Genomic DNA, 25008 nt, shown 5'->3' on the forward strand with positions numbered 1-25008 from the left:
GAGACATGTTTGCCCGCGTATGCTGTTTTTTCCTGATCGCGCTGGCTGGGGGGTACGGCTCTGTATGGGCGGAAGGTTCGGCATGGCAGGCGTCCGGGCCTGCGGGCCCCGGAGCCTCCGTAAGGGCTCCTTCCCATCCGGCGGAGGATGGCCTGTACTCCCGTCTGAAGAAGATGCCCTATCTCTACGACAACAAGGACGCGGAGTTCCTGAACCAGTTCAAGCTGCTGCTGACGGGGCAGTACCAGGGGGCTCAGGTCTCCCCTTCCGGAGCCAACCGGTTCCGCAAGGGCTCTCATGGCAGGGAAAACGAATGGCGGAGGCTCCAGATAGGGTTTGAAGCCGTTTTCTTCAAAAACCGCCTGACGCTGCACAGTTTGACCAACATGGGGGAGCTGGACGGCATGTACAAGGTGGAGGATGGCCGCTGGAGAAGAACGAAGACGGACTGGAGCATCTTTGAACTCTACCTGAAATACAAGGTCAATCCCTCCTTCTTTGCGCGCGTCGGGAAAATCACTTCCAAGATGACGGCGGAATTCCGGGAGACGGCCAGTGAACTCAAGACCCTAGAACGGTCCGACCTGGTCAACCAGCTCGGGACCATCTCCAGTTGGGGCGTTGTGCTGGAAAACCCGCGGCAGGACGTGCCCGTGGGGTGGGAGGCTTCCGTCTTCCTGAACGACACCAGCGACAGCCTGGCGCATGAAATCAGGTTTAATACGGCGGACAATGCCTTTGCCAAGGCCTCCGTCCATCTGGACGCCCGCGGCTTTCTGCCGGGGGAGAAAAGCCGCGTCTGGCTGACGTATGCCCACAACTTCACCCATTACGCGGGACGCTCCCTGCCGGAGGATTCCTATTACTCCGGGCTTGGCGCCCGGGATGTGGCGGCGGTGGACTGGGTCATGTCCCGGGGGAAATTTTCCATGGTGACGGAACTCATGTCCGGCTTCCGCGTGGTGGGGACCTCTCTGGGAGAGAATGTTTACGGCCTGGCGGTATTGCCTTCCTACAGGTTTTCCCCGCATCTGGAAGGCGTGTTCCGCTACCAGCTCTCCCATGGGCGGGACGCCGTGAAAATGTACGCCCGCTATGTTCCCGCGGTGACCACCTATCCCAAATGGGTCAGCACGATGAACTCCTTTTACTTCGGCCTGAATTATTATTTTTTCCCGGAAGACCCGGACATGCTGAAATTGATGGCAGGGGGGGAATATACGACGACCAGCGGAGCGCCGGAAGGCGCCAGGTGCTTCAGCGGATGGACCTGGTTTGCCGCCGTCAGGTTCCACTTTTGAACGGGGAAGGGCAGATTCCTTTCCTCCCGGGGGATTGGCCCTTTTGCGGGCAATCATGCGGGAGCCGTTTACAACAAATAGTTTGCCCTGGACTGTGCCTTGTGGTAGGAAGGGAGGGAGATGGGAAAACCCGCCTTTTCCCATCTCTCCCCAACCCCCCCTAGAATGATGAAATTTACATATTCTCTCTGCCTGTGCATTCTTGCCTGCTGCGTTTCTCTGGCCCAGACGGCTTCCTTGCGTTCCGTTGTTCTCCCTCCTCCTTCCATGAAAGTGGAATGCCGCGCGGATGAGAGCCCCGTTTCCATTTCCCGGGCGGAAATCAAGTCTCGCGTGATGGATTTCCTGGCGGAAACGGAAGTGACGCTGGTTTTTCACAACCCCAACACGCGTGTGATGGAAGGGGAATTGGTGTACCCTCTCCCGGCTGGAGCCATCGTACAGGGGTATGCGCTGGACATCAACGGCCGCATGGTGGATGGCGTGCCGGTACCCAGGCAAAAGGCGCGCGTGGCGTTTGAAGAAGAGGTGCGCAAACAGGTTGATCCCGGACTGGTGGAATGGTCCGGCGGCAACATGTTCAAGACGCGCGTATATCCCATTCCTGCGGGAGGAACCCGCACTGTGCGGCTGCGCTATTCCACGGTTCTTCCCGTGGATGCCGCAGGAGCGCCGTCCCTGCAGCTTCCGATGAATTTCAAGGAGAAACTGGATTCCCTCAAGCTGAGGGTGGAAGTGTTCGCCGGCCGGAAGCCCGTTGTCGTTTCCTCCCCGCTGGACAACGTGGAATTCAAGGATTGGCGCAGCGCCTTCCTGGCGGAAAAGGAATGGAAGGGTCTGTCCCTGACGGAAGACCTGTTCATCTCCCTGCCGCGTGCGCAGGGAAAAGATGCGGGGAGAGCGAAGGTATTTGTGGAGTCCTTTGACGGCAGGGACTATGCCGCCGTGATTATTCCCCGGCCTGAGCGGACGGACGGAAAGAGCGGCGTGGAAGCCGCGCCCACGATAGAGCTGCTTTGGGACGCTTCCGGTTCCATGAAAGGAGCGGATGTCCGGAAATTCCTGGATTTTCTGAAACGATATCTTGCTTGCGGCAGAACGCAGGGGCGGCAAACCCGCATCAACCTGACTGTCTTCCGGGACCGGATCATGCCTTCAAAAACGTTCGAGGTCGCTCCGGACAATCTGGACGAGCTGGCCCGCGAACTGCTGGCTCTGGACTATGACGGGGCCACGTGTGACTGGAGCGCTGTTCGGGAAAAGCTGAGCGCTTGTTCCGGGGCGTCGGACTGCCTGGTTGTCAGTGATGGATTTATCAATTTCAGCCCCGTGCCGGAAAAGCGGGAGACTAGCTCCGCTAAAACCTTCGCCCTGATGGTGACACCGCGCAAGGATGCGAATACGTTCATCCGGATGGGCATTCCTGTGATTGACCTGGCCAGTCAAACGGCGGAGCAGGCGATGGAGCGCCTCGTCAGGGGGGAAATTTCCATCCGTTACATTATTGACAGGGGGAATATGCCCTGGAGGGCGTTTTCAAGGTATGAAATTCCTGGAATGCCATCGGATTCCGTCCTTTTGCTGGCGGAACTGGAGCCGGGTTCTTACCGCGGGACGGTGGAGGTTGCCGGAGTGGAAATTCCCGTGGCGGCGGATGCCTCCGGGGGGACGCCCGGAACCATGCTGAGGGCCTTATATGCCCAGGCAAGGCTCCAGGAACTTCTCTGCCGTCCACCCTCTGCCGTGACGGATGAAGCTGTGGGGAACCTGGGAATGGAATATGGAATCGTGACGCCCGGTACCTCTCTGCTGGTGCTGGACTCCCTGGAGCAATACCTGAAATATGGTGTGCGTCCTCCCGCTTCCGCTTCAGAATTGCGGGCGGAATATGACAAGAGGATGCTGAAACGCGGACGGAAGGAGGACATGGCTGAAGAGACCGCAAGATTAAACCGCTTGAAAGCGTGCCTTGCTTCCTGGAAAGAAATGCAGAAATGGTACGCAAAGGAATTTTTCAATCCGGAAGAGATGGAAAGCGTCTTGAAAGATGACCGGTTGAAACAGGCCTTGATTCATACGTGCCGGGGCAATGACCGGGAGGCGCTGGAAATCTACCGGAAAGTATTGAAGGATGAGCGTAATAACCGGACGGCCTTGAAGGGCGTCACGGTCATGGAAAGGCGCCTCCGGGAAAAAGAAGCACAGGCTGAAAAAGCCTCTGGGGAAAACGCTGCCCGTGACAGGGAGCTGGCTGAGGCAAGAGCAAACTTGAACAGGGAACTGGACAGGGAGCCTGCGGACATAGCGGGAAGCCTCCGCCTGGCCTACGGCTTTTATGACCTTGGGGATTACGATAAGGCCCTTTCCCTGTTTAACAGGATATTGGAAAAGGCTCCGGAAAATGTTTCGGCAAGAAGGGGTGCGGAGACTGTGGCCCGCAGAAAAACTGCCTATTACTCCGCCGCTTATGATGAAAGAAGAAGCGCCATGCTGGCGGAAGTGGATTCTCTCTGGGAGCGTCCGGCCGGATCCTCTCCGGAGGATGAAAATTCGGGGGAATCCGCTCCGGCGCCTGTTATAGTTCAAGGTAACAATATATCCGGAGATTCCGGTGCTGTCATCAGGGCGTCCGGAAGTTTTAATGCAGAAGCCGGTAGTTCTCCGGACTCCGCCTCCCCGGATCTGCTGGGGAACGAGAATTCCGCTCCGGAAAATCAAGAGGTGGTAGGGTCCCTGTTCCTGGGAGGGGGAGAAACATTAAATGGACTAAAGGCGCGGGAACGGGATGCCGGTTCTTCCCCCGTCATGAACGTGAAGGCGTGGGACTCCAAGGCTCCGTATCTGGCGGCTCTGGATGCGGCTGACCGGCCTTTTGCGGTCTATATGAAACTCAAGGAAAAGTATGGGGACAGCCCCGGTTTTTACATGGACTGCTCTGACTGGTTTGCCGGGAAGGGGGACAAGGCGCTGGCTGTCCAGATTCTGTCCAACCTGGCGGAGCTGGAACTGGAAAACCGTTCCCTGCTGCGCATGCTGGGCTACAAGCTGCGTTACATGGGAGAACTCCGGCAAGCCAGGTTCATTTTTGAAACCGTAAAAACGCTGTTTCCGGAAGAACCCCAGTCCTACCGGGATCTGGCGCTGGTGCTGGATGAACTGGGGGAAGCCCAAAAGGCGTTCGACATGTACCGGGAGGTGCTGGAACGCCCGATGCCCCGCCGCTTCACCGGCGTGGAGCAGATTGTGCTGGTGGAACTGAACCGGCTCGTTTCCCGGAGCAGGGCGGCGGGAGTGAAGCTGGATACCGGGGGGCTGGACCCTGCCTTTCTCCAGCCGGTGGAGGCTGATTTGCGTGTGGTCATCAACTGGGACACGGATGCGTCTGACATGGACCTTTGGGTCACGGACATCACCGGAGAAAAATGCTATTACTCCCATCGGCTGACCACTCATGGCGGCCATTTGTCCCGTGACGTGACGCAGGGCTACGGGCCGGAAGAATACCTGGTGCGCAAGGCTCTTCCCGGTCCCTATCTGATCCAGACGCATTATTACGGCACCCGGTCGCAGAAAATGCTGGCTCCCGTTACTCTGTACGCGGAAGTGTACACGGATTACGGCCGTCCGCAGGAAAAGCGGAAAACGCTGGTATTCCGCCTGAATGGCCGGGACCAGGTGGTGAATGTAGGGAAAATGGCGTACGTACAGGCGTGCCCGGCAGAAGGAGCGCGGGATTACCAGGTGAAGGCCGGGGAAACCCGGGCGTCCATCGCTGAAAGCCGGTTGAAGGACGGAAAGCGCGCCGGGGAAATTATCCGCCTGAATCCGGCTCTGAAAGACCGGGAACCTAAAACGGGGGAAATCATCAAACTGCCGGAGTGATTGGAAACTGCGGCTCTTCTCGAACGCCTGTTGCCGCCGGCGGGGCTATACGCCTTCAAAGACGCGCAGCAGGCGTTTCAGCAGGTTGATTCTGGCCTTGCGTTTCCGGAAGCCGTTCCCGAAGGAGAACGGCAGGTGCCATTGATTGTGGCGCAATTGCCGTCGCGTCCATTGCGTGAATTCCTCCAGCAATTGGGACAGATGGGGCCGAAGGGAGGCCGTTTCCATGGCCGGCTTCCACCAGACGGCCGCAGACACGATATATTCCTCTGATTTTTCCGGGAACAGCCAGGGCTTTTTGGAGCCGATCATGTGGAAAAGCTTCCAGGAGCATGTGGCGTGGATGTTGGAAACCCCGGCGAATTCCGTGCCTGCGCAGGCCTCTTCCAGTCCGTTTTTCCCCAGTTCAAATTGGAAATGGTAGTTCCATTCAACAGGCAGCGGAAAAATCTGCCGGTGGAAGACGATATTCAGCGCGTCCTGGTCCGGATGTTCCAGGAGCTCATTGTGTTCTTCAATGACGTGGAGCAGGCGGACTTCCGCATCCTCCTCCCTCATTCGGTCCAGGTCCAGGACCAGCACGCCGGAGTTGAAATAGTGGAAGGGATCGTGCAGGCCCAAAGGTTGAAGTTTCCGGAGCTGGCGCCGCGGATACCCCGCCACCAGGCTGCTCAGCACCGCCGTATCCCGTACGGCGCCCACGGCCGCCCCGCAGAGGTCCGTATCGTAAAGCTCCGCTACGTCCGCATACAGGACCGTATCCGCATCCAGATAGACAATCCGGGAATGCCGGGGGAACAGGCTGGGTGCCAGCAGGCGCGCGTAGGCCAGGGCGGAAAAGCGTTTCACGTCCCTCCGGCGCAGCATCTGTTCCAGCTTGCCGGGAATGGTCATGAACTGAAGGGTTGCGTTCGGATAACCGGAAACGGCCTTGTCCAGTTCCTGCATGTTTTCTTCTTCCAGCCCGTCATGGACCACCCACAGCCTGTAGTTCCGTTCCGGGTTGGAATGGCGTGCCAGGGAATGCAGGGTGACGGCCAGGCACACGGTCCAGGCGGAGGTGACGGCAAACATGACGTCTATGGCAGGAGGCGCAGCGGCAGCATGGAAGACTGCGGGCGGTGCGGCGGAGAGGGAGGAGGGCATGATGTTAAAGGATGGGATGGAATCAGGGCCATGAGCCGTCAAACACGGCCAGTTGGCGTTGAAGGGTTTTGATTTTCTCCCGGCGTTTCCGGAAATTCCGGCCCGGAGAGACGGGGAGGCTCCATTGGTGGTGGCGCAGCCGGGAACGGAAGGCGCGCGTGAATTGCCGGTACAGGGCGCGCAGCTCCCTGCGGAAAGCCGGAGTTTGCCGGGCAAGGGGCCACCAGAGGGCGAGATACAGGCGGTGGTAGATTTTTTCCATATCCGGCGGCAGCCACGGCTTGTAATCACCCACCAGGTGGAAAAGCTTCCAGGAACGGCTTTCAAACAGGGCCGGGGCTTCTTCAAACTCGGTGCCGGAGATGAGGTCCGCCATTCCCGCATGGTGCAGCTCAAACTGGAAGTGGTAATTCCAGCGGAGGGGCAGCGGAGCAATGCGGCCGTGAAAGACAATGTTGATAATGTCCTGGTCCACGTACGGAAAGGAATCCGGATGGGCCTCAAGCAGCCTCAGCAGCCTGTCTTCCGTTTCCTGCTCCCTCATCTGGACCAGGTCCATGACCATGACCCCGGTATTGCAGTACAGGCGCGGATTCGTTACCCCCATGCCGCTGATGTATTCCAGATGGTCGGGAAGGCGGCCCGTACTGATGCTTTGCAGGACGGCGCAGTCCCGGACGGCGCCTATCGGCGCGCCGTGCAGGTCCGCATCGTAAAGTTCGGCCACGTCTCCATTCAGCAGCACGTCCACGTCCAGGTAAACCACCCTGTCGTGCCGGGGGAACAGGGCGGCGGCCAGCAGGCGTCCATACGTGAGAGGGGAGAACCGTCCGCAATCCCTGTGCTGCAGAATGCGAAGCAGCCTCTCCGGAAGCCTGCAAAACTCCAGCGAGACGCGGGGATAGCCGGAAACGGCTTTTCCCAGTTCCTTCATCTGTTCTTCCTCCAATCCATGATGAACGATGTAGAGTTCATAATTCCGCCGCGGATCGGAATGCACGCAAAGGGAGCGTATCGCCACGGCCAGCGGGATGAGCCAGGAGGAAGTGACGGCGAACATGACGGAAACGGGAGGTTCCGCCATGCCGGATAAGGGAGAGATAGTCGGCATAAAAGGAATTCAACAGGTCATGAAGAAGAATGGGAAAAGCTGAAAGCGTTTCCGGTGCCTGCCGGGAATTCCGGTATAAAGGTAGTTGGGAGAAAGGTCTTGTTTTTCATGGCGGAGATGAATTCCGGAAGAGCTGTTGAAACAGGGAAAACGGGCATCCCTGTTCCGGCGTTCCGTTATTCTCTGCATGGGACATTCCCGGCGGTGAAAACGCTCATATTTTGTTTGGGCATCATACGAATTTCAAATCCGTCATGGATTAATATGGAATGATTCCCGTACCGTTTGGAGTGCCGTAAACGCTTGCGGCTTCCGGAAGCCAAACCGGGAGGCAGCGAACTCTCTTTCCTGAAAGCCAGTGCGTCCTGACGGAATGCATGCATTTCAACGGCTGAGAGGCTTGCCGCGGTCCAGGTTTCCGTTGCGTAATTCCGGAAGGCTTTTTCCAGGGGAAAACGGTTTCCCCTCGAGGAAGGGCCACGCAACGTAAGCTCCTTGGTATGAAAATCGGCCCTTGACCCCGGATTTGAAATCCGTTTACATAGGGTTTTCTTGGTATGAGCGCGGCTGTTTCCATCATCGTCCCCTGTTATAATGTAGCTCCTTATCTGGATAAATGCATGGAAAGCCTAACTCTCCAGACGCTGGGGGACCTTGAGATCATTTGCGTGAATGACGGTTCCGGGGACGATACCCCAGCCATCCTGCGCGCATGGGCTGAAAGGGATGGCCGCATCCGGGTGGTGGATCGGGAAAACGGCGGCCTTTCTGCGGCGCGCAATACCGGCATGGCCCTGGCTGGCGGGGAATATATCGGCTTTGTGGACCCGGATGATTACGTGGAACACTCCATGTATGGCCGCCTGCTGGAAAAAGCCCGCAGGAGTGATGCGGATGTGACGGCCTGCGGCTATACCGGTTTTTCCGACCGTGACGGTTCCATACTGGAAAAATGGAGCCTGTCACCGGAAGAAGGAGTGGAAGAGAATGTACAGGCATGCGTTTTTCAGGAAAATGCCGTATGGAGAAGGATGGCCGCCGTGGCATGGAACAAGCTTTACAAGAGGGAATTCCTGGAAAGGAACAGCCTCCGCTTTGAGCCCCGCTTCCGGCAGGGGGAGGACGATGCCTTCTGGCTGATGGTGCTGGCCCACGCCTCCCGTCTGGCCGTCATTCCGGACCGGCTCTATTGGTACCGCCGCCAGAGAGAAGGGGCTATTTCCCTGCCATGGGAGGAAGAAGGTTGTCCGCTGCCTCTTGTGGCGGACCGCCTTCTATATGCCACGGCGTACTGGAAAAAATGCGGCTGGCTGGAATCCGGCCTGGAACGCGGCTGGGTTCTGCACGCCCTGTGGTACTACCTGCTGGTGCATCTGGTGCCGGCGCACAAGCCGCTTCCGCGCCTGAATGCGGAGGAATGGGCCCGGCTGCACGGAAAATTCCGGGAATGGTTCTCCCTGGTGGGAGGGGCGGACCGGTTGCGGGGCCTGGACAAATGGGAAAAGTCCTTCTGCCGCCTGCTGGAACAGCCTGCGGAACGTCCCGGCTGGCTGCGCCGCCGCTGGTGGAAGCGTCTTTCCCTCCGCAGGGGGCGCCGAGGGCGCTATTCCGCTCTTCGCTTGCTCCTGGCTTCCGCCGGAGAAAAAAACCATTCCTGACGCCCCATGTCCGTTTCCATCGTCGTTCCCTGTTATAACGTAGCTCCGTATGTGGAGGAGTGCCTGGAAAGCCTGGTGAACCAGAGCTTGCAGGACCTTGAAATCATCTGTGTGAACGACGGTTCCACGGACGCTACCCCGGCGCTTCTGGATGCGTGGGCGCGGAGGGATGGCCGCATCCGCGTCATTCACCGTGAAAATGGAGGGCAGGCCTCCGCGCGCAACGTCGGGATGGATACGGCTGCGGGTGAATATGTGGGCTTTGTGGACCCGGACGACTATGTGGAGCATGCCATGTTTGCCCGTCTGGTGGAGGAATCCCGCAGGCATGGCGCGGACGTCACGGCTTGCGGTTACACCAGTTTTTCCGACGGTGACGGTTCCGTGCTGGAGGAATTGAGCTGGTCCCCCGCTGCGGGCGTGGAAAAGGAAGTGCAGTCAAGTATGGCCCGCGCGGGTTCCGTTTGGGAGCGGATGGACGTGGTGACGTGCAACAAACTGTACCGGAGGGATTTTCTGAACCGGCACGGCCTGCGTTTTGAAACCTCGTTCCGGTCCATGGAGGACGACGTGTTATGGCTGATGGCGCTGGCTCATGCCTCCTGCCTGGCCGTCATTCCGGACCGTCTGTACTGGTACCGCCGCCGGAGGCGCGGTTCCGTCTCCCAGATGCTGGAAGCGCAGGAACGTCCCCTCCTGCTGGTGGCGGAACGGCTGCTGCATGCTACGGAGTATTGGAAAAAATGCGGCTGGCTGGAATCCGGCCTGGAGCGCGGCTGGGTACTCCGGGCTCTGAGGCATTATCTTCTGGTCCGGCTGCTGAATCCGGGGCAGCCCCTGCCGCAGTTGAGTGAAGAGGAATGGGGGCGCCTGCGCGGCAAATGCCGGGAATGGTTTGCCCTGGCGGGGGAAGCGGAGGCGTTCCGGACTCTCGGCAAATGGGACTTTGCGCTGTGCCGGATGCTGGCTTCTCCGCCGGAACATCCCGGCTTCCTGTCCCGTGCGTGGTGGAAGCTTCTCTCCCGCTGCCGCGGACGGCGGGGACGTTACTACAGGCTTAAAGGGAAGCTTTCCTCTTGCGGCGGTGGGAAATAGCTTCCCGGCGGACTGGTTCTTAACATTCTGCGCATCGTTGGGACTTGCGGGAACGCCCGTGTTGAAGTAAGGTAGCCGTTGCGGGAAAAGGCGCGGGCATCATGAATCATGGTTTCCGCTGGTTTTTCCCATGAAAAACTGAATGATACTCACGATTTCTCTATGGATGGTACTGTTTCCATTATTTTGCCCTGCTACAACGTTGCTCCTTATCTGGATGAATGCCTGGAAAGCCTGGTCCGGCAGACCTGGGAAGACTTGGAAATCATCTGCGTCAACGACGGCTCCACGGACGATACGCCGGACGTGCTGCGCGGATGGGCTGAAAAGGACGCCCGCATCCGGGTGATTCACCAGGAAAACGGGGGCGCCTTTTCCGCGCGCAATGCGGGGCTGGATGCGGCGGCGGGTGAATACATCGGCTTTGTGGATCCGGATGATTACGTGGATACCTCCATGTATGCCCGGCTGGTGGAAACCGCGCAGCGGCATGGTGCGGAGGTGGCGGCCTGCGGATATACCTCCTTTTCCGAAGAAGACGGCACGGTGATGGAAGACGCCGGGCACGCGCCGGAACCCGGATTTGAACCTGATGCCAAAAAATCCTGTTTCAGCGGTGAGTCCGTGTGGCTCCGGATGGACGTGGTGGTATGGAACAAGGTGTACAGGCGTTCCTTTTTTGAAGAAAACGGCCTGCGCATGAAACCGGGGTTCCGCGGCGGGGAAGATGACATTTTCTGGCTGACGGCGCTTCCCCACGCGTCACGGCTCGCGGTCATTCAGGATCAATTATACTTTTACCGCAGGAAAAGGGCCGGATCCCTTTCCGACGTCTGGGACCGGGACGGATGGTTTTACTCCATGAACATGGACCGTCTGGAATATGTGACGGCCTACTGGGAAAAAATCGGCTGGCTGGAATCTGCCGTCAGGCAGGGCTGGCTGGCCCATATCATGAAGCGTTATCTGCTGGCTCACGTCACCTCCGCAGAGGAAATCTTCCGGCGGCTGGATGAAGAGGAACGCAGGGGACTGGCGGCGCGTTACCGCAAATGGTTGAAAGGCGTGGAAATCGGGCCCGGCTTTGCAGGCCTGAACAAGTGGGACCGCGCGTTCTGCCGCCTGCTGGGTGCGGAACCGGTAAAGCTCGGTCCCGGCGCGCGTCTTCACAGTACCCTGATGTCGGCATGCAGCGGAAGAAAAGGACGGTACCACCGTCTTAAGCTCCTGTTATCCGGATTATCATGAAAACTGCCGTTTCCGTCATTGTCCCCTGTTACAACGTAGCGCCCTACGTGGACGAATGCATGTCCGGCCTGGCGGAGCAGACGCTGGGTCCCATGGAAATCATCTGCGTGGATGACGGCTCCACGGACGGGACGCTGGAGCTTCTGTACAGGTGGCGGGAAAAAGACAATCGCCTCCGGGTTATCAGCCAGTCCAACGCCGGAGTGTCCGCGGCCCGGAATGCCGGGCTGGATGCCGCGGAGGGAAAATACGTGGGCTTTGTGGACCCGGATGACCGGGTGGACCGGAGGATGTTCTCGCGCCTGCTTGGCGCCGCTGAAAAGAATGATGCGGATGTCGTGGTGTGCGGTTGCCGGGAATTCGTGGAAAAAGACGGTGTGGCCGTCCATGAGGGCGGCTGGTCCCCGGATGATGAATTTTATCCGGAGGAACGGGTGGAGCAATTCCGCCGCGGTTCCGCCTGGTGCCGGTGCGTGGGTCCCGTGTACAACAAACTGGTCCGCAGAAGCCTGGTGGAAGAACATTCCCTCCGTTTTGTGGTAGGCTTGAAGGAAGGGGAGGATCTGGCCTTCCTGCTGATGCTGCTGCCCTTCGCTCCCCGGCTCCGGACCCTGTCGGACCGTTTTTACCATTACCGCAGGGAACGTCCCGGCTCCGCCACGTATGGACGGGATTTGCTGCTGGGCGACTTCCGTATGGACCTGCTGGGCATGGACCGGGTGGCCCGTTTCTGGCAGCGGCACGGCCTGCTGGATTCCCCCGCTGTCTTCGGGCTGGTGGACTACTACATGGAATTCATCCGCAGGCACTTCATCATGAAAGAAGGGGCCTTCTTCAAGGCGCCGCCGGAAGACCGGGAAATCCTCCTGTCCGGGTGGAAAGAATGGTTGGAACTGGTGGGCGGGGAGAAAGCCCTCTCCTGGCTGGACCGGTGGGACCAGGCGTTTTGCCGCCTTCTGCTGGACTACCCTTTTCAGGGCAATTTCTTTTCTTCCCTGCGTGCCCGCCTGATGTCATCCCGCAAAGGACGCCGGGGGGCTTATTATACCCTGAAAAGGCACCTGGCGAGGTGAGAGGGAAAACCCTTCTTCCCTCGGTTTTTTGGTGTGGTATGAGACCGTGAAGGAGCCGGAATGCTTTCCGGAATCCTACAGGCCCGTGTAGCACATCTGCTCCTTGAGCTGGGCTACCTGGAGGTCTTCTCCAAGGTATTCCCCGATGCAGTAGCCGAAGAGCATGGCGGCTCCGGGACCGTTGGCGGTGAGCATATTGCCGTCCAGCACCACGTTTTCATCCTTCACGATGTGGGCTCCGGCTTCATTGAGTTCCCGGTAGACGTCCTGGGCCGGGTAGGCCGTGACGTTCCTGTCCTTCACCAGGCCGGCTTTCGCCAGAGCGATGGGGGCGGCGCAGATGGCGGCCACCAGCTTGCCCGCGGCATGCATCTTTTTGACCAGGTGGATGACTTCCGGCGTGTCGCGGAGCACCCAGGCGCCTGCGCCGCCGGGCAGGATCAGGGCGTCCAGCTTGTCGGCATGGAGCTTGTCCAGCATGGTGTCCGTGGTGACGGTCACGTCATGGGTGCTGACCACCTTGTCGGACTGCACGCCGGCGAGGAGCACGTCAAAGTTCAGGCGGCGCAGGATGTCCAGCGGAGCCATGAGTTCGATTTCTTCAAATCCGGGGGCGGCGAGGATGGCGGCTTTTTTCATGGTTAATGAGACAGGGGGAAGGAAGGGAACGTTCAAGGAAAAGAGCGGACCATGCCGGTAGCCCTACAGGAGAAGCAGGACCGGATTTTCCAGCAGCGTCTTGAATTCGGCGGCGATTCTGGACGCCTTGCATTCCGGCAGGATGTTGGCGTTCACGTACAGGGTGACGGGCAGGATGAGCTTGGACACAGGGCGTCCCGCTTCTATGCCCGTTTTCGGCGTGGTGCCGCCGATGCTGATGATGCTGTGGGGCATTTCCGGGAGCACGGTGCGCTGGGCTTCCACGTTCACGCCGCTGTCGCAGAGCAGGATGTTGGGCGTGATGCTGCCCGCGGGGGGCGGCCCTGCCGCGGGGGCGGCCAGCCGTTCCATGGCGATGTTGTAAATCGTCTTGCCGGAGGCGTTTTCAATGAAGACGTATTTTTCCCCCTTGTCCAGCACCATGAGCAGTTCTGCGGCGGAGTCTCCCGCCAGCCATTCCGGCTCGCTGATGCACGCTTTCACCGCGGCGCGCACCACGTAGTCAAAGAGGCTGTAGCGGCCGCCGATGAGTTTTTCGCACTGGACGGCGATGGGCGTGCTGATGGCGGCCAGGTAGGCCATGTTCGCCTCCAGGGAGTACAGGTAGAAATTATCCACGCGCGTGGCGTGGCGCGTGTCGCGGGGCGCCAGCGGGGTCTGCACCCGGCGGGCGGGGCCGTCTGCGGGGCGTATGGAGGCGCGCACGTCCGCGGCCATGATCTTGCCGCGTGGTCCGGTGCCGCGCAGGGTTCCGGCGTTCAGCCCGGCTTCCGCGGCCAGCCTGGCGGCCAGCGGGCTGCATTTGACGGGCGGGCACGGAGGGCAGTCGCAGGAGGCGGCGCCGAATTCCGACTGAAGCAGCGCAATGGGAGCGCCCACCGCGGCGGAACCGCCTTCCGGCACCAGGATTTCCATCAGGGTTCCGTCCTCGCATGCCTGGAGTTCCACGTGGGCCTTGTCCGTCTCGATGTCGGCCAGATGGTCGCCGACTTCTACGAAGTCTCCTATCTTTTTGACCCATCTCAGGACGATTCCTTCGTGCATGGAGTCGGACAGGCGGGGCATTTCAATGGTAATAGCCATGGAGGTGAATGTTGAACGTTGGAATACGATAAGAGGGGGATGGCGCGCCGGAAGGGTTTCCGTCCCGTCCGGCGCGCGGGTGCGCGGTTACGCGCTGTATTTTTCCACGCCGTCGATGAACACCTTGCAGGTGTTGAAGTCATCGTCCAGCAGAACCATGTCCGCCGTGAAGCCGGGGGCGATCTTGCCCAGGCCTTCCAGGCCCAGGGACTGCGCCTGGTTCCAGGAGGTGGCTTTCACCAGGTCGCTGAGGGGCTTGCCGGTCAGGCGGTGCACGTTTTTCAGGCCGTGGGCGTATTTGAGGGTGCTGCCGGCCAGCGCGCCGGATTCCTGCAGGCGCGCCACGCCGTCCTTCACGATGATGGGCAGGCCGCCCAGGTCTCCGGGGCCGTCCGGCATCCAGGAGCAGGCCAGGGAATCCGTAATCATCATCATCTGGTCCGTTTCCTTGTTCTTGAACACGGTCTTGAGCATGTCCGCGCAGAGGTGGATGGTGTCGCAGATGATTTCAATCTTGATTTCCCTGTCCAGCAGGCCGGAGCCCACCAGGCCGATTTCACGGTGGTGCAGGGGGGACATCTGGTTGCAGTAGTGGGTCAGGTGCACCAAGCCCGCGGATTTCGCCTTGTTGAAGTCCGCATGGGTGGCCGCGCTGTGCCCGGCGGAGCAACGGATGCCGCTGGCCGTGGCTTTTTCAATGAATTCCACGGCTCCGGGCATTTCCGGCGCCAGGGAGACCAGCAGAACCTTGGCGATGGAGTTCAGGTTGGCTACTTCATCATAGTCCGGCTGGCGGACAAAGGCGGGGTTCTGCGCGCCGCAGCACTTGGGATTGATGAACGGCCCTTCCAGATGGATGCCGGGCGTCTTGGCGAATTCCTGGTTCTTCATGTATTCCGCCACGGAGGCGCACACGTCTTCCAGCACCTTGGGAGACAGGGTGAGGGTGGTCGGCAGCCAGGAGGTGACGCCTTCCTTCATCTTGCATTCCGCAATGGTGCGGAGGCTTTCCAGCTTGGCGTCGCAGGTGTCGCAGCCGCCGGCGCCGTGGCTGTGGATGTCAATGAAACCGGGAAGGAGCATGCGGCCTTCCGCATCCACCACCTTGTCTGCGGCGGGGAGTTCGCTCCCGGCGGGATAGACGGCGGTGATGGTCTTGCCTTCAATTTCCACGGCAGCCCCGGGCAGGTCAATGCCGGGGGAGATGATGCGTGCGTTTTTAATGAGTGTTTTCATAAAAATGAATGGTTGGTGGATGGATTTTTAGAGTCGCTTGATGATGAATACGGGGTTGTTTCACGCCGTTTTTCCGGAAATGACGAGCCACGACCATTTGCGGCAGCGGGGACAGCGGCCAAAGTTCCTTTTCCTGCCTGCCGATTTGTAAAGGATGCCGTATTTCCCGAAGGGTTCCTCCAGGCCGCAGCGGTTGCAGCGGATGGTCCATCCGGGCGCTCTTTTTTCCCATTTGGCGACGTTCTCCGGCGTGGCCTCCACTTCCTGCGGAGTGAAGACCTGGTTGATGAACCGCCTGAGAATATTCATGCCGTTGATTGCTCCCGGTTTATTTGGCGGCGTCCAGCGCCTTGTTCCACTGGGCCACGCGGGCGGCTTCCGCCTTCAGCACGGCGGCCGCGGCGTTCTTGTCCAGAATGCGGATGTCCTTGATCTTGTCTCCCCGGACGATGGAGTTGACGATGGCCTGGCCTTTCAGCACCTTCCCGAAGACCGTATGGCGGCCGTCCAGATGAGGCGTGGCAACGTGGGTGATGAAGAATTGGGAGCCGTTGGTGCCGGGTCCCGCGTTCGCCATGGAAAGCACGCCGGGGCCATCATGCTTGAGGTCCGGGGAAAACTCGTCTTCAAAGCTGTAGCCGGGGCCTCCCATGCCCGTGCCGGTGGGGTCGCCGCCCTGGATCATGAAGTCCGGAATCACGCGGTGGAAGGAGATTCCCTTGTAGTAGCCCCTGTTGATGAGGTTCAGGAAATTGGCTACGGTGACGGGCGCCTTGGAGGGGTAAAGGGCCAGTTCAATGTCCCCCTTGGTGGTGGAGATGACGATATTGACGTCCTTGAGGCTGGCGGTGGATGCTGCAGAGGCGGTGAAGCCCGCCAGGGCGCACAGGGAGCACAACAGAAGGGTAAGATACTTTTTCATGGCTTCTTGTTTTCCCCCCTATGTTGCCCGAATAAAAGCGGGTTTGCAAGTAAATCGCGCGCCCTGACGGGAGAATGGCGCAGGGTGCGCGGAAGGAGGGAAAGGTTTTTCTTTAAAAGGAGGATTTTTAAAGATTACTGCCTGATTGCCAGTACATTTTATCTTGCGCCCGGCGCCACGCGGGAAAAACGGAAGATCACCCACGCCATGCCGAGGCTCAGGATTCCCATGACGACGAATTGCCAGGAGGGGGGAATCACCAGCATCATGGCGTATTGGAATCCGACGGCCATCAGTCCCAGCACGCAGTCCACTAGGTTGCCGGCGGCAATCATGTCCCCGCGCTTGTCGTTGTCCGCCCGGTCCTGGAAGAAGGCGTTCAGCGGCACCAGGAACAGTGCGGCGGAGATGCCCGCCGCCATCAGCAGGGCATAAAAGACCGTGGAAGTCATGGAGACCGTAGAGAGGGCCACGCAGCTCAGCGCCATCAGCGCGCCTCCCGCCACGGAGACGTTCATCCGGATGTGGCGGCGGCAGATCAGGGAGGCCAGGATGCCCCCCAGCACGGTTCCTCCGCTCATCCAGGCCATCAGCACGGCTCCCACGGAGCTGAAATCGTCGCTGCCGCCGGAGATTTCCTTGGCCATCTGGATGGTCATCAGCATGATCGTGCCGCCGAAGAACCAGAAGTAGCCGATGCCCATCTCGCTGACGCGCAGGTTGCGGTTTTTCCACAGCTTGCCCAGTTGGTGGAAGTGTTCGTAAAACAGGGACCAGGAGAAGGGCCGGAAACCCTCCGGAGCGTACCGGGGCAGGTAGAAGCTGGAAATCGCCACGGGAACGGCCATCAGCAGGAACACCAGGCAGGGGAAGGAGGCGGCATACCAGCCGTCGTTGAGGCCGGAGGGTTTCAGCCAGGCGTCAAACCACTGGAAGAAGCCTTCCCCCAGCCAGTGGTGCCAGACGGTATCCGTGGAAGGCTCCAGCAGGTAGCGGAACCAGACGAAAACGCCGATCTGGCCGATGAGCAGGCTGAGGATGGAAGCCATTTCCACAATGCCGCTGGCGAACCCCATGCGGGAGGTGCCCACGATGTCCTTGACGATGCCCTTCTTGGACGGGCTGAAGATGGTGGCCTGCACGGCAAAGACGCAGAACCACAGGATGGCCCCGTCCAGGTTATGGGTACGCAGGCTCCAGTACATGCCCGCCAGCACGCAGATCTGGAGCAGCGCCATGGACTGGATGATGCGCGCCTTGCAGAAACGGTCCGAGAGCCAGCCGACGAACGGGGAAAACAGGATGAAGGGCAGCACGATGATGGCCCCAAGCGGGTATTCCAGGTCTCCCTGCGTGCCGTACAGCCAGACGCCCAGGGGAATGAGCAGGAATTGCGCCCCCTTTTCATTAAAGGAATTCTGCGCCTGGATCAGCACGAGCCGCCAGAAGGCTCCCCATGGAACCTTGCGGGCGTGTCCGGGCGTATGGGGGCTGGGGTTCATGAAATTACAGGTTGGGCTCCTCCGCTTTTTCCAGTCCGGAGCCGCGGAACAGGCACAGCACGCCGATGACGGCCACGAGCAGGACGCTGCAGACCAGGGAAGCTTCATAACTGAACCCGCACATTTCCGGGCTGGAGAACAGGTACTGGAGCACCACCAGGCTCAGGAAGGCGGCGGGAACGGCGGCCGTCCAGCAGCAGCGGTTTTTGCTGCGCAGGTAAATGGAGACGGCCCAGAGGGTGGCGGCGGCCAGGAGCTGGTTGGCCCAGCCGAAGTACTGCCAGATGATGGCGTAGTCCATGCTGCTTACGGCAATGGCTGCGGCAAAGAGGGGGATGGCGATCATCAGGCGGCGGCTCAGTTGCTCCTGGTTCAGCTTGAAGCAATCCGCAATCATCAGGCGCGTGACCCGCAGGGCGCCGTCCCCCGTGCTGATGGGGAGGATGACCACGCCGACCATGACCAGGATGGAGCCGACGTGGCCCATCCAGGATTCGGAAATCATCTGGATGGCCAGCGCCGGGGCCTTTCCGTTGGCGGTAGCCGCTCCCAGGGCTTCCGGGGTGCCGTAGAAGGTCAGCGCGGCGGCCGCCCATATGAAGGCGATGATTCCTTCCGTAATCATGGCTCCGCCGAAGACGGGCAGTCCTTCCTGCTCCGTTTTCAGGCAGCGCGCCATCAGCGGGGACTGCGTGGCGTGGAAGCCGCTCACCGCTCCGCAGGCGATGGTGATGAACATCACGGGGAAGAGCGGGAAATCCGCCGGGTGGCGGTTATGGAAGAAGTCCAGGTCCGGGAGCACTTCCATAGAAGGAATGTGCATCCAGTACGGCATGAATTCCGCAAAGGGAGCCAGGAGCATCACGCCCAGAATGCCCACGACCATGATGATCAGGGCGACGGAGAAAAGGGGATACACCTTTCCCATGATGGCTTGGATGGGAAGGATGGTCGCCAGAAAGTAGTAGCCGAAGATGATCCACACCCATGCAGAAACGCTCCAGCCCGTCATGGGGGCCAGGATGGCGGCGGGGCCCACGGCGAAGACGACGCCCACCAGCACGCTGAACACGATGCAGACGGCGCGGCTGATCCACTGGGCCTGGCTGCCCAGGTAGCGGCCCAGGATTTCCGGCAGGTTTTCCCCCTTGTGGCGCAGGGAAATCATGCCGGAAAAGTAATCGTGCACCATTCCGCCGAAGATGCAGCCGATGACGATCCACAGGAGCGCGGCCGGCCCGTACAGCACGCCCATGACGGCGCCGAAGATAGGGCCCAGCCCCGCAATGTTCAGCAACTGAATCAGGAACACGCGCCAGCGCGGCATCACCACGTAATCCACGCCGTCCGTGCAGGCCACGGCGGGAGTCTGCCGCGAGGCGTCCGGCCGGAAAATCTTTTCCAGCACCCGCCCGTAGGTGAAATAACCGGCCGCCAGGATCAATATCCCCAGAATGAAGTAGCAGTAACCGTTCATGTTGGAAAAAGGTCCAGCCATCTCATGGACAGGCTGTCCGTTCGGGGAACTTAACTGTTCTCCTCTCTTCTGGCAAGCCGTTAGTGAAAGAGAAAAAAATACGGAACGGATTGCCAATCCGAAAAAGAAATCCGATGTGCCATTTTTATGCAGATAAAAATCGGCATGAGGAATTTTACAACGAGTTTTAAAATTCCCGAAAAAAGAAACTCTCATCAGTAAAAACGCCCCTGGGCGTTTATCTTCCTAAACATCTTGTTTTTATCATTTATTGTTGACTTCGGATTGGCAATCCGCTAAGGGATAAAGGTTGCTTTCATCCAACCTCTCCTAGTTATGAAGAAATCATTGATAATCATTGCCTCCCTGACTTTTGGAACAGCAGTTTCCCAGGCTGCGGTGTTGTGTTCCACTACTTTTAACCGGACCGGCACTTCCCTGGATACCGTCACGGTGAACACGACATCCGATGTAGGGCTCACTTCCTCCACCTCGATCAGTTCTGACGATTTCAGCAAGAGCACCTCGGGCAATGACCTCCTGGCCTCAGGTTCCATTCCGGCCTCCGTGTTTTCTCCCAATGCCAATGTGGGAGGCGCCGGAAACAATACATGGAGCGTTTCCTTCACATTCACCAATACCGGTTCCCACGACATGCTGATATCTTCCATTGACTTGTCCATGGTCGGGTTCACGGGTGCGGGGGCTGCCCAGAATGGCGGTGGCGGTATAGCCAATAATGGTTATGTGGGCGGATATGAAGGCAATTTCAACAAACCTGTCGATATGACTCTCTCCATTGACGGGCAGCCGGACCAGACGCTGACCTATAACGGTTCCACCGCCGCCAATGGTTCCACCGGCGCATGGACCGGCATTCATACGGGAAGCCACACGTACGATGATTTTCTGCTGAAAGCCGGGGAATCCCTGACCATCACCATCACGGCTTCCAATAACAGCGCTTATAACAAGGGCTGCTTTGCCGGGCTTTCGGGAATTCAGATTAACGGTGATTTGGTGGTTCCCGAACCTGCCACGGCCTCCCTGGGTCTTCTGGGGCTGGCTGCGCTGATGATGCGCCGCCGCAGACTTTAAGTCCATGCTCCTGAAACATTTGATCAAGCCGTCCGTTTTTTGAAATTGGCGGCTTTTTTATTTTCAGTTAGCAGAATCTAACACTTTTTAATATTTAATATCAGTAATCAACATGATTCCTCAGGCAGTTTGTTCTTTAGCCTGATGCCTTTTGAATCACTTTTCCGCCAGCTTGCCATGTTCCTGTACCGTTTCTTATCTGTTCTTGTTCCTTCTTTATTATTTCTCGCGCCAGCCAGGTCTGCCGCCGATGAATATGTCTGGAAAGGGGCGGCGTCTCCCTGGTCGAACTTGTCAAACTGGGCTCTGAACGGAAGCGCGCCGTCGGCTGCTCCCGGCGCGTCGGCCTCCGCCTACACGCATTGGATGGTCACGAACGGGACGGATTCGGCTGGCATGACCAATATAGGCGGGTTGGGGTCCGGAGGACGGTATTTGAAAGGAATCCGGGTGGCGGGAGTTAACAATCAGCCGGGAGGAAAGATCCAGCTCTTCGTGTTGAATACTTCTTCCGGCGTATATCTGCGCGTGGAGACGGGCGGCATTACCGTGGAAAACACGAGCACGGGCGGTTATAATGCGGATTTCGGGATTGCACAGCTGCGCGTAGCCGCCGACCAGGAGTGGAATGTGGCGGAAGGCCGCTGTTTTTATGTGGGGCAGGACGATGGAGCTCCCTCCGGAGGATTGTATTCCCTGACTTCTGAAAACGATGCTCCGCGGCGCGTGACGGTGACGGGAGGGGGAGCCGTGCGCATTGGAGAAGGAATGCTGCTGAATAATATTTCCGGCCTCATCGGTTTTGTAATGAGTGCCGGGAAGGGAATGCCCACGCTGGATCTGGCGGACCGGGGCATGAGCAATACGATTACGGTGGAAGACGCCGGGCGGCTGGAGGGCATGTCCCTGTACCAGGGCTCCCTGGTGACGCAGGAGAAGGCCGCCGTGACTTTTTCCGGAACCTCTGTCAAGGCGTCCGGCCAATGGAACATCGGCGCGAACACGGAATTTGCGCTGGAAAATTCCACGCTGGACCTGGCGGAAACTGGAGTGGACGGGAATGTGACGCTTTCCGGCTCATCCGGCATTACCGGTGACAAGGGGACGCTGAAACAGACGATTCTGGATGACGCCCGGGTGACTTATACGGACCGGCACGTCAAGGCGGGGGAAATCCGGAACGTGGGCAAGAATGTAACGATTACGCTGAACAACTCCTCCATCCATTTTGACGGGGAGATTCCGGCGGTGGACCTGGTGGTGCAGGGGAGCTGCGCGCTGGGCGGCAGCGGCACGTTTCCGGGGACGATCACTTATGCGCCCGGAGGCGCTCTTTCCGTGGAGGGGGACATTTCCCTGCCCAGCTCTTCCCTGACGCTGGGGCGCGTCCATGTATCCGTGCTGGACGGCGTGCCGCAAAAGTCAGCCGTACAGCCGGAGAGCCCCTCCCTGCAAGCGCGGGAATACGTTGTCCTGTTTGATTCCTCTTTTGAAGATCTCATTGCCGCGTGGCCGGGCAGGCATACGCTGGGCGTGCAGTTCAAGCCGGAAACGACCGCCTCCATCACCGTGAAGGAACTGCCGAAAGGGGCGGTTTCATGGAATTATGATGAGGCGGCCAAATTGCTGACGCTTCAGACGGATGTGGCGGAAAAGCCGGCCATGCCGGGGCATGTTTCCGGGGCCAGGCCCAATATCATCTTCGTGCTGGTGGATGACATGGGCTGGGGCGACCTGGAAGAAAACTGGAACCATCAGGACAAGAACGGAAGAACGGTGACGCGGCGCAACAGCTTCAAGACGCCGCAGCTGAATTCCATGGCGACGGAAGGGATGCAATTGCGGCGCCATTACAGCGCGGCGCCCGTTTGCGCTCCGGCCCGCGCCTCCCTGCTGCTGGGGGTGCACCAGGGCCATTCCCGCGTTATCCGCAACAACAGCTTTGATTATCCCATAGAAAACTCCCACACGCTGGCCACGGTGCTGAAAGGCGCCGGGTACCATACGGCGGCTGTCGGCAAATGGGGCATCGGCGGCTACGGACAGGGGCCGTCCGGCTTGTATGCCCGCCCCAACGAACGCGGATTCGATTACTTTTACGGGATTATGGAGCACCTGACGGGGCACTACCACTACATCACGGAATCCAAGAACATTTACGAATACAATGACGGCGCCTCTTCCCCCGCCTTCGCCAATGTGACGAACAAGGTTCCGGATACGGCTTATGACACGGACCTGTTCGGCGCGCGCGCCAAGCAGTGGATCGTGGACCACCATGCCAAATCGGCCACCCAGCCCTTCTTCCTGTACCTGGCCTTCCCCGCTCCGCACGGTTCCCTGGCGGTGCCCGCGTGCGCCTATCCCCCCAAACCGGGCCTCAAGGGAGGCTTGCAGTGGGTGGCCGGGAATGAGGACGGGTATGAAGCCTCCAACACGGCTACGGCGCAGCGGGCGGCAGCGGCCGGGGTGGAAGGAACCTTCTCCAAGGATACCTACATCCATCCGGACAATGAGGGAATCAATGACGCTTCCCCCAACCAGACGGAGAAACGCCACGCCACCATGATCAGGCGCGTGGATGATGTGATGGGGGATTTGATTCAAACGCTCAAGGATTTGGGAATTGATGACAACACGATGATCGTCTTTACCTCCGACAACGGACCTCATAATGAAAGCGGTTCGGACGGGCAGCACCAGCGGGGCGCGCAGAATCCCGCCTTCTTCCAAAGCTACGGCATGATGGACGGCATCAAGCGCGACTGCTGGGAGGGCGGCATGCGCGTGCCCACCCTGGTGCGCTGGCCCGGCGTGATTCCTGCCAACGGCATCAGCCTGAATGCCTGCCAGTTCCATGACTGGATGGCTACCTTTGCGGATGCGGCGGGCGTGGCGGTTCCTGCGCGCTGCGACGGCGTTTCCCTGCTGCCGACGCTGGCCGGCGTGCCGGAACGCCAGAAGGAGAGCCTGATTTATTCCGAATATAACTATGGCGGCAATGGCGCCTCCTATCAGGACTTCCTGTCGCACCACAAAAGCTCTCCCCGCGGTTTGCAGCAGGTCGTGTTTGTGGATGGCCTTAAAGGCGTGCGTTTCAACATTTCCGGGACGGATCAGGACTTCCAGATTTATGATACTGAAAAAGACCCGCAGGAAGCTTCCAATCTCGCCTCCTCCCGTCCGGACTTGCAGGCGAAGATGAAGGCCCGGGCCTTGTCTGTGCGGCGCTCCCTGCCTTCCACGAATGGAACTCTGAATGCCGGTGACGTGCCCGCTGCAACGGCTCCGGCCAATCTCCGGCAAGGTCTGAAAATGCGCTGCTGGAACCGTGGTTTTGACTGGGTGCCCGACTTCCGCCAGATGGAAGAGGCGCCCTCTGTCACAGGCGCTGTGGCTTCTCTCAGCGTGAATGCCGGTTCCGCCGCTCAAAAGGGGGTGGAACTCACGGGCTACCTTACCGTTCCCGTTACAGGGGAGTACAAATTCTACCTTCAGACGGATTCCAACGCGGGATCCAAAGCCTTCGTACACCTGCACGGCATGCAGCTCATTGATGCGGACTACGCCTATACGCCGGGCACGGAAGCCAACTCCAATGCCCGGCAGGGTTCGGAAGTCACGCCCAATGCGGTACAGGCCGTCCGGCTTGCGGCGGGGGTGCATCCCATCCGCATCGGTTATGTGGGCCACGCCTCCGGCTCTGCCCTCACCATGCAATGGGAGGGGCCGGGAATAAGCAAGCAGGAGATTCCCGCCAGCGCCTTCAGCTATGAATACGTAAACCCCGTCAATATCGACAAAACGGAGGAAACCGTAGGGTTTGCCGCTGCCTCCACCACGCTGACCGTGCAGACGCAGCTTCCATGGACGGCATCCTGTGACCAGGCCTGCGTCACGGTCCGGCCGGCTTCAGGCTCCGGAACTGCCACGCTGGACATTCAAATGGAAGCCAACGCCCAGCAAACGGAACGGGTGGCCGTGGTCACCGTCCAGTGCGGCGGCGAGGAAAGAACGTTCACGCTGACCCAGTCCGCGGCTCCGGCCCCGGCAGGGTACGATAAGTGGAAAAAGGACAACTTCGGGGACGGAACGCCGGAGGACCAGATGGCTCCGGATGCCTGTCCTGCCGGAGACGGGGTCACCAACCTGATGAAGTATGCAACGGGCCTGGACCCCAACAAACCGTGCGGAAGCGTGACGGGGCTGGCGATCCGGGAGGAAGGGGGCAAAAAATACCTCGTGCTTTCCTGGCCGGTAAATCCGGAAGCGGCGGATGTGGCGTTCAGTGTGGAAAGTTCGTCCGACTTGAAGGAATGGTCCGATGAAGGAATCGTCACTCCGGCCGGTGTCCGCGGGGAATTCCGTGATACGGCGGCTCTGGAGGAAAGCGCCCCGGCACGCCGGTTCCTGAGGTTGAAGGTGACGAGGTAAGGAAGAAATAAATTCCACCCCGTTTCCCGGTAACGGTTCCTCTGGGAACAAGGGCCTCCCGGCCCTTGTATCTGTTACAGAA

The 25008-nt window shown here is 59.4% G+C and carries 17 protein-coding genes; 8 read left to right on the forward strand and 9 right to left on the reverse strand.

The window, feature by feature from the left end; genetic code table 11:
- Positions 1–5 precede the first annotated feature (5 nt).
- Positions 6–1301, forward strand: coding sequence for a hypothetical protein (locus J5W70_RS05460; protein WP_022396886.1), 1296 nt, complete (start codon positions 6–8; stop codon positions 1299–1301).
- Between the two features lie 165 nt (positions 1302–1466).
- On the forward strand, positions 1467–5183 hold the full coding sequence (locus J5W70_RS05465; RefSeq protein ID WP_215832969.1) for a VIT domain-containing protein: 3717 nt from the start codon (positions 1467–1469) through the stop codon (positions 5181–5183).
- A gap of 45 nt (positions 5184–5228) precedes the next feature.
- Here J5W70_RS05465 and J5W70_RS05470 read toward each other — a convergent pair whose 3' ends face one another.
- A complete protein-coding gene (locus J5W70_RS05470; RefSeq protein ID WP_022396888.1) occupies positions 5229–6329 on the reverse strand; it encodes a glycosyltransferase family 8 protein in 1101 nt (366 codons plus the stop codon).
- A gap of 22 nt (positions 6330–6351) precedes the next feature.
- The gene (locus J5W70_RS05475) at positions 6352–7413 is read right to left on the reverse strand and encodes a glycosyltransferase family 8 protein (RefSeq protein ID WP_215841944.1); all 1062 of its coding nucleotides are present in this window, start codon (positions 7411–7413) and stop codon (positions 6352–6354) included.
- A 584-nt stretch (positions 7414–7997) separates the two neighbouring features.
- On the opposite strand from J5W70_RS05475, the gene J5W70_RS05480 reads away from it, so the two are divergent.
- The 4 genes from J5W70_RS05480 (at position 7998) to J5W70_RS05495 (ending at position 12514) form a co-directional block, all read left to right on the forward strand.
- Entirely contained in the window at positions 7998–9098 is a 1101-nt protein-coding gene (locus tag J5W70_RS05480; protein ID WP_102730833.1) for a glycosyltransferase, read from the forward strand.
- Positions 9099–9104: 6 nt separating this feature from the next.
- Positions 9105–10193, forward strand: coding sequence for a glycosyltransferase family 2 protein (locus J5W70_RS05485; protein WP_102730832.1), 1089 nt, complete (start codon positions 9105–9107; stop codon positions 10191–10193).
- A gap of 162 nt (positions 10194–10355) precedes the next feature.
- Entirely contained in the window at positions 10356–11441 is a 1086-nt protein-coding gene (locus tag J5W70_RS05490) for a glycosyltransferase (RefSeq protein WP_022397451.1), read from the forward strand.
- Entirely contained in the window at positions 11438–12514 is a 1077-nt protein-coding gene (locus tag J5W70_RS05495; RefSeq protein ID WP_022397452.1) for a glycosyltransferase, read from the forward strand. Before J5W70_RS05490 ends, J5W70_RS05495 begins: the two co-directional genes overlap by 4 nt.
- A 75-nt stretch (positions 12515–12589) precedes the next feature.
- Here the strand turns inward: J5W70_RS05495 and J5W70_RS05500 are convergent, their stop codons facing one another.
- From J5W70_RS05500 to J5W70_RS05530, 7 genes are all read right to left on the reverse strand, one after another.
- Positions 12590–13153 (reverse strand): DJ-1 family glyoxalase III, encoded by a 564-nt coding sequence (locus J5W70_RS05500; protein WP_022397453.1) that lies wholly within the window; start codon positions 13151–13153, stop codon positions 12590–12592.
- A gap of 63 nt (positions 13154–13216) precedes the next feature.
- The gene (locus J5W70_RS05505) at positions 13217–14257 is read right to left on the reverse strand and encodes a biotin/lipoyl-containing protein (RefSeq protein ID WP_102721116.1); all 1041 of its coding nucleotides are present in this window, start codon (positions 14255–14257) and stop codon (positions 13217–13219) included.
- An 87-nt stretch (positions 14258–14344) separates the two neighbouring features.
- Positions 14345–15493, reverse strand: a complete 1149-nt coding sequence (gene nagA / locus J5W70_RS05510; protein WP_102727869.1) for an N-acetylglucosamine-6-phosphate deacetylase — start codon at positions 15491–15493, stop codon at positions 14345–14347.
- 60 nt (positions 15494–15553) lie between these two features.
- Positions 15554–15802, reverse strand: a complete 249-nt coding sequence (locus J5W70_RS05515; RefSeq protein WP_022396923.1) for a hypothetical protein — start codon at positions 15800–15802, stop codon at positions 15554–15556.
- A gap of 19 nt (positions 15803–15821) precedes the next feature.
- A complete protein-coding gene (locus J5W70_RS05520; RefSeq protein WP_022396922.1) occupies positions 15822–16415 on the reverse strand; it encodes a peptidylprolyl isomerase in 594 nt (197 codons plus the stop codon).
- 158 nt (positions 16416–16573) lie between these two features.
- Entirely contained in the window at positions 16574–17917 is a 1344-nt protein-coding gene (locus tag J5W70_RS05525; RefSeq protein WP_022396921.1) for an MFS transporter, read from the reverse strand.
- Between the two features lie 4 nt (positions 17918–17921).
- Entirely contained in the window at positions 17922–19394 is a 1473-nt protein-coding gene (locus tag J5W70_RS05530) for a carbon starvation CstA family protein (protein WP_022396920.1), read from the reverse strand.
- A 336-nt stretch (positions 19395–19730) separates the two neighbouring features.
- On the opposite strand from J5W70_RS05530, the gene J5W70_RS05535 reads away from it, so the two are divergent.
- Both J5W70_RS05535 and J5W70_RS05540 read left to right on the forward strand, forming a co-directional pair.
- The gene (locus J5W70_RS05535) at positions 19731–20492 is read left to right on the forward strand and encodes a PEP-CTERM sorting domain-containing protein (RefSeq protein ID WP_022396919.1); all 762 of its coding nucleotides are present in this window, start codon (positions 19731–19733) and stop codon (positions 20490–20492) included.
- A gap of 396 nt (positions 20493–20888) precedes the next feature.
- The gene (locus J5W70_RS05540; RefSeq protein ID WP_022396918.1) at positions 20889–24926 is read left to right on the forward strand and encodes a sulfatase-like hydrolase/transferase; all 4038 of its coding nucleotides are present in this window, start codon (positions 20889–20891) and stop codon (positions 24924–24926) included.
- Positions 24927–25008 lie beyond the last annotated feature (82 nt).

This window comes from Akkermansia massiliensis (assembly GCF_018847375.1).
Classification (GTDB): Bacteria; Verrucomicrobiota; Verrucomicrobiia; order Verrucomicrobiales; family Akkermansiaceae; genus Akkermansia; species Akkermansia massiliensis.

What these genes read in the sequence shown, in the direction of transcription:
- J5W70_RS05460 (WP_022396886.1), top strand. Translation starts at nt 6, where the DNA reads ATGTTTGCCCGCGTATGCTGTTTTTTCCTGATCGCGCTGGCTGGGGGG.
- J5W70_RS05465 (WP_215832969.1), top strand. Translation starts at nt 1,467, where the DNA reads ATGATGAAATTTACATATTCTCTCTGCCTGTGCATTCTTGCCTGCTGC.
- J5W70_RS05470 (WP_022396888.1), bottom strand. Translation starts at nt 6,329, where the DNA reads ATGCCCTCCTCCCTCTCCGCCGCACCGCCCGCAGTCTTCCATGCTGCC.
- J5W70_RS05475 (WP_215841944.1), bottom strand. Translation starts at nt 7,413, where the DNA reads ATGGCGGAACCTCCCGTTTCCGTCATGTTCGCCGTCACTTCCTCCTGG.
- J5W70_RS05480 (WP_102730833.1), top strand. Translation starts at nt 7,998, where the DNA reads ATGAGCGCGGCTGTTTCCATCATCGTCCCCTGTTATAATGTAGCTCCT.
- J5W70_RS05485 (WP_102730832.1), top strand. Translation starts at nt 9,105, where the DNA reads ATGTCCGTTTCCATCGTCGTTCCCTGTTATAACGTAGCTCCGTATGTG.
- J5W70_RS05490 (WP_022397451.1), top strand. Translation starts at nt 10,356, where the DNA reads ATGGATGGTACTGTTTCCATTATTTTGCCCTGCTACAACGTTGCTCCT.
- J5W70_RS05495 (WP_022397452.1), top strand. Translation starts at nt 11,438, where the DNA reads ATGAAAACTGCCGTTTCCGTCATTGTCCCCTGTTACAACGTAGCGCCC.
- J5W70_RS05500 (WP_022397453.1), bottom strand. Translation starts at nt 13,153, where the DNA reads ATGAAAAAAGCCGCCATCCTCGCCGCCCCCGGATTTGAAGAAATCGAA.
- J5W70_RS05505 (WP_102721116.1), bottom strand. Translation starts at nt 14,257, where the DNA reads ATGGCTATTACCATTGAAATGCCCCGCCTGTCCGACTCCATGCACGAA.
- nagA (WP_102727869.1), bottom strand. Translation starts at nt 15,493, where the DNA reads ATGAAAACACTCATTAAAAACGCACGCATCATCTCCCCCGGCATTGAC.
- J5W70_RS05515 (WP_022396923.1), bottom strand. Translation starts at nt 15,802, where the DNA reads ATGAATATTCTCAGGCGGTTCATCAACCAGGTCTTCACTCCGCAGGAA.
- J5W70_RS05520 (WP_022396922.1), bottom strand. Translation starts at nt 16,415, where the DNA reads ATGAAAAAGTATCTTACCCTTCTGTTGTGCTCCCTGTGCGCCCTGGCG.
- J5W70_RS05525 (WP_022396921.1), bottom strand. Translation starts at nt 17,917, where the DNA reads ATGAACCCCAGCCCCCATACGCCCGGACACGCCCGCAAGGTTCCATGG.
- J5W70_RS05530 (WP_022396920.1), bottom strand. Translation starts at nt 19,394, where the DNA reads ATGAACGGTTACTGCTACTTCATTCTGGGGATATTGATCCTGGCGGCC.
- J5W70_RS05535 (WP_022396919.1), top strand. Translation starts at nt 19,731, where the DNA reads ATGAAGAAATCATTGATAATCATTGCCTCCCTGACTTTTGGAACAGCA.
- J5W70_RS05540 (WP_022396918.1), top strand. Translation starts at nt 20,889, where the DNA reads ATGACCAATATAGGCGGGTTGGGGTCCGGAGGACGGTATTTGAAAGGA.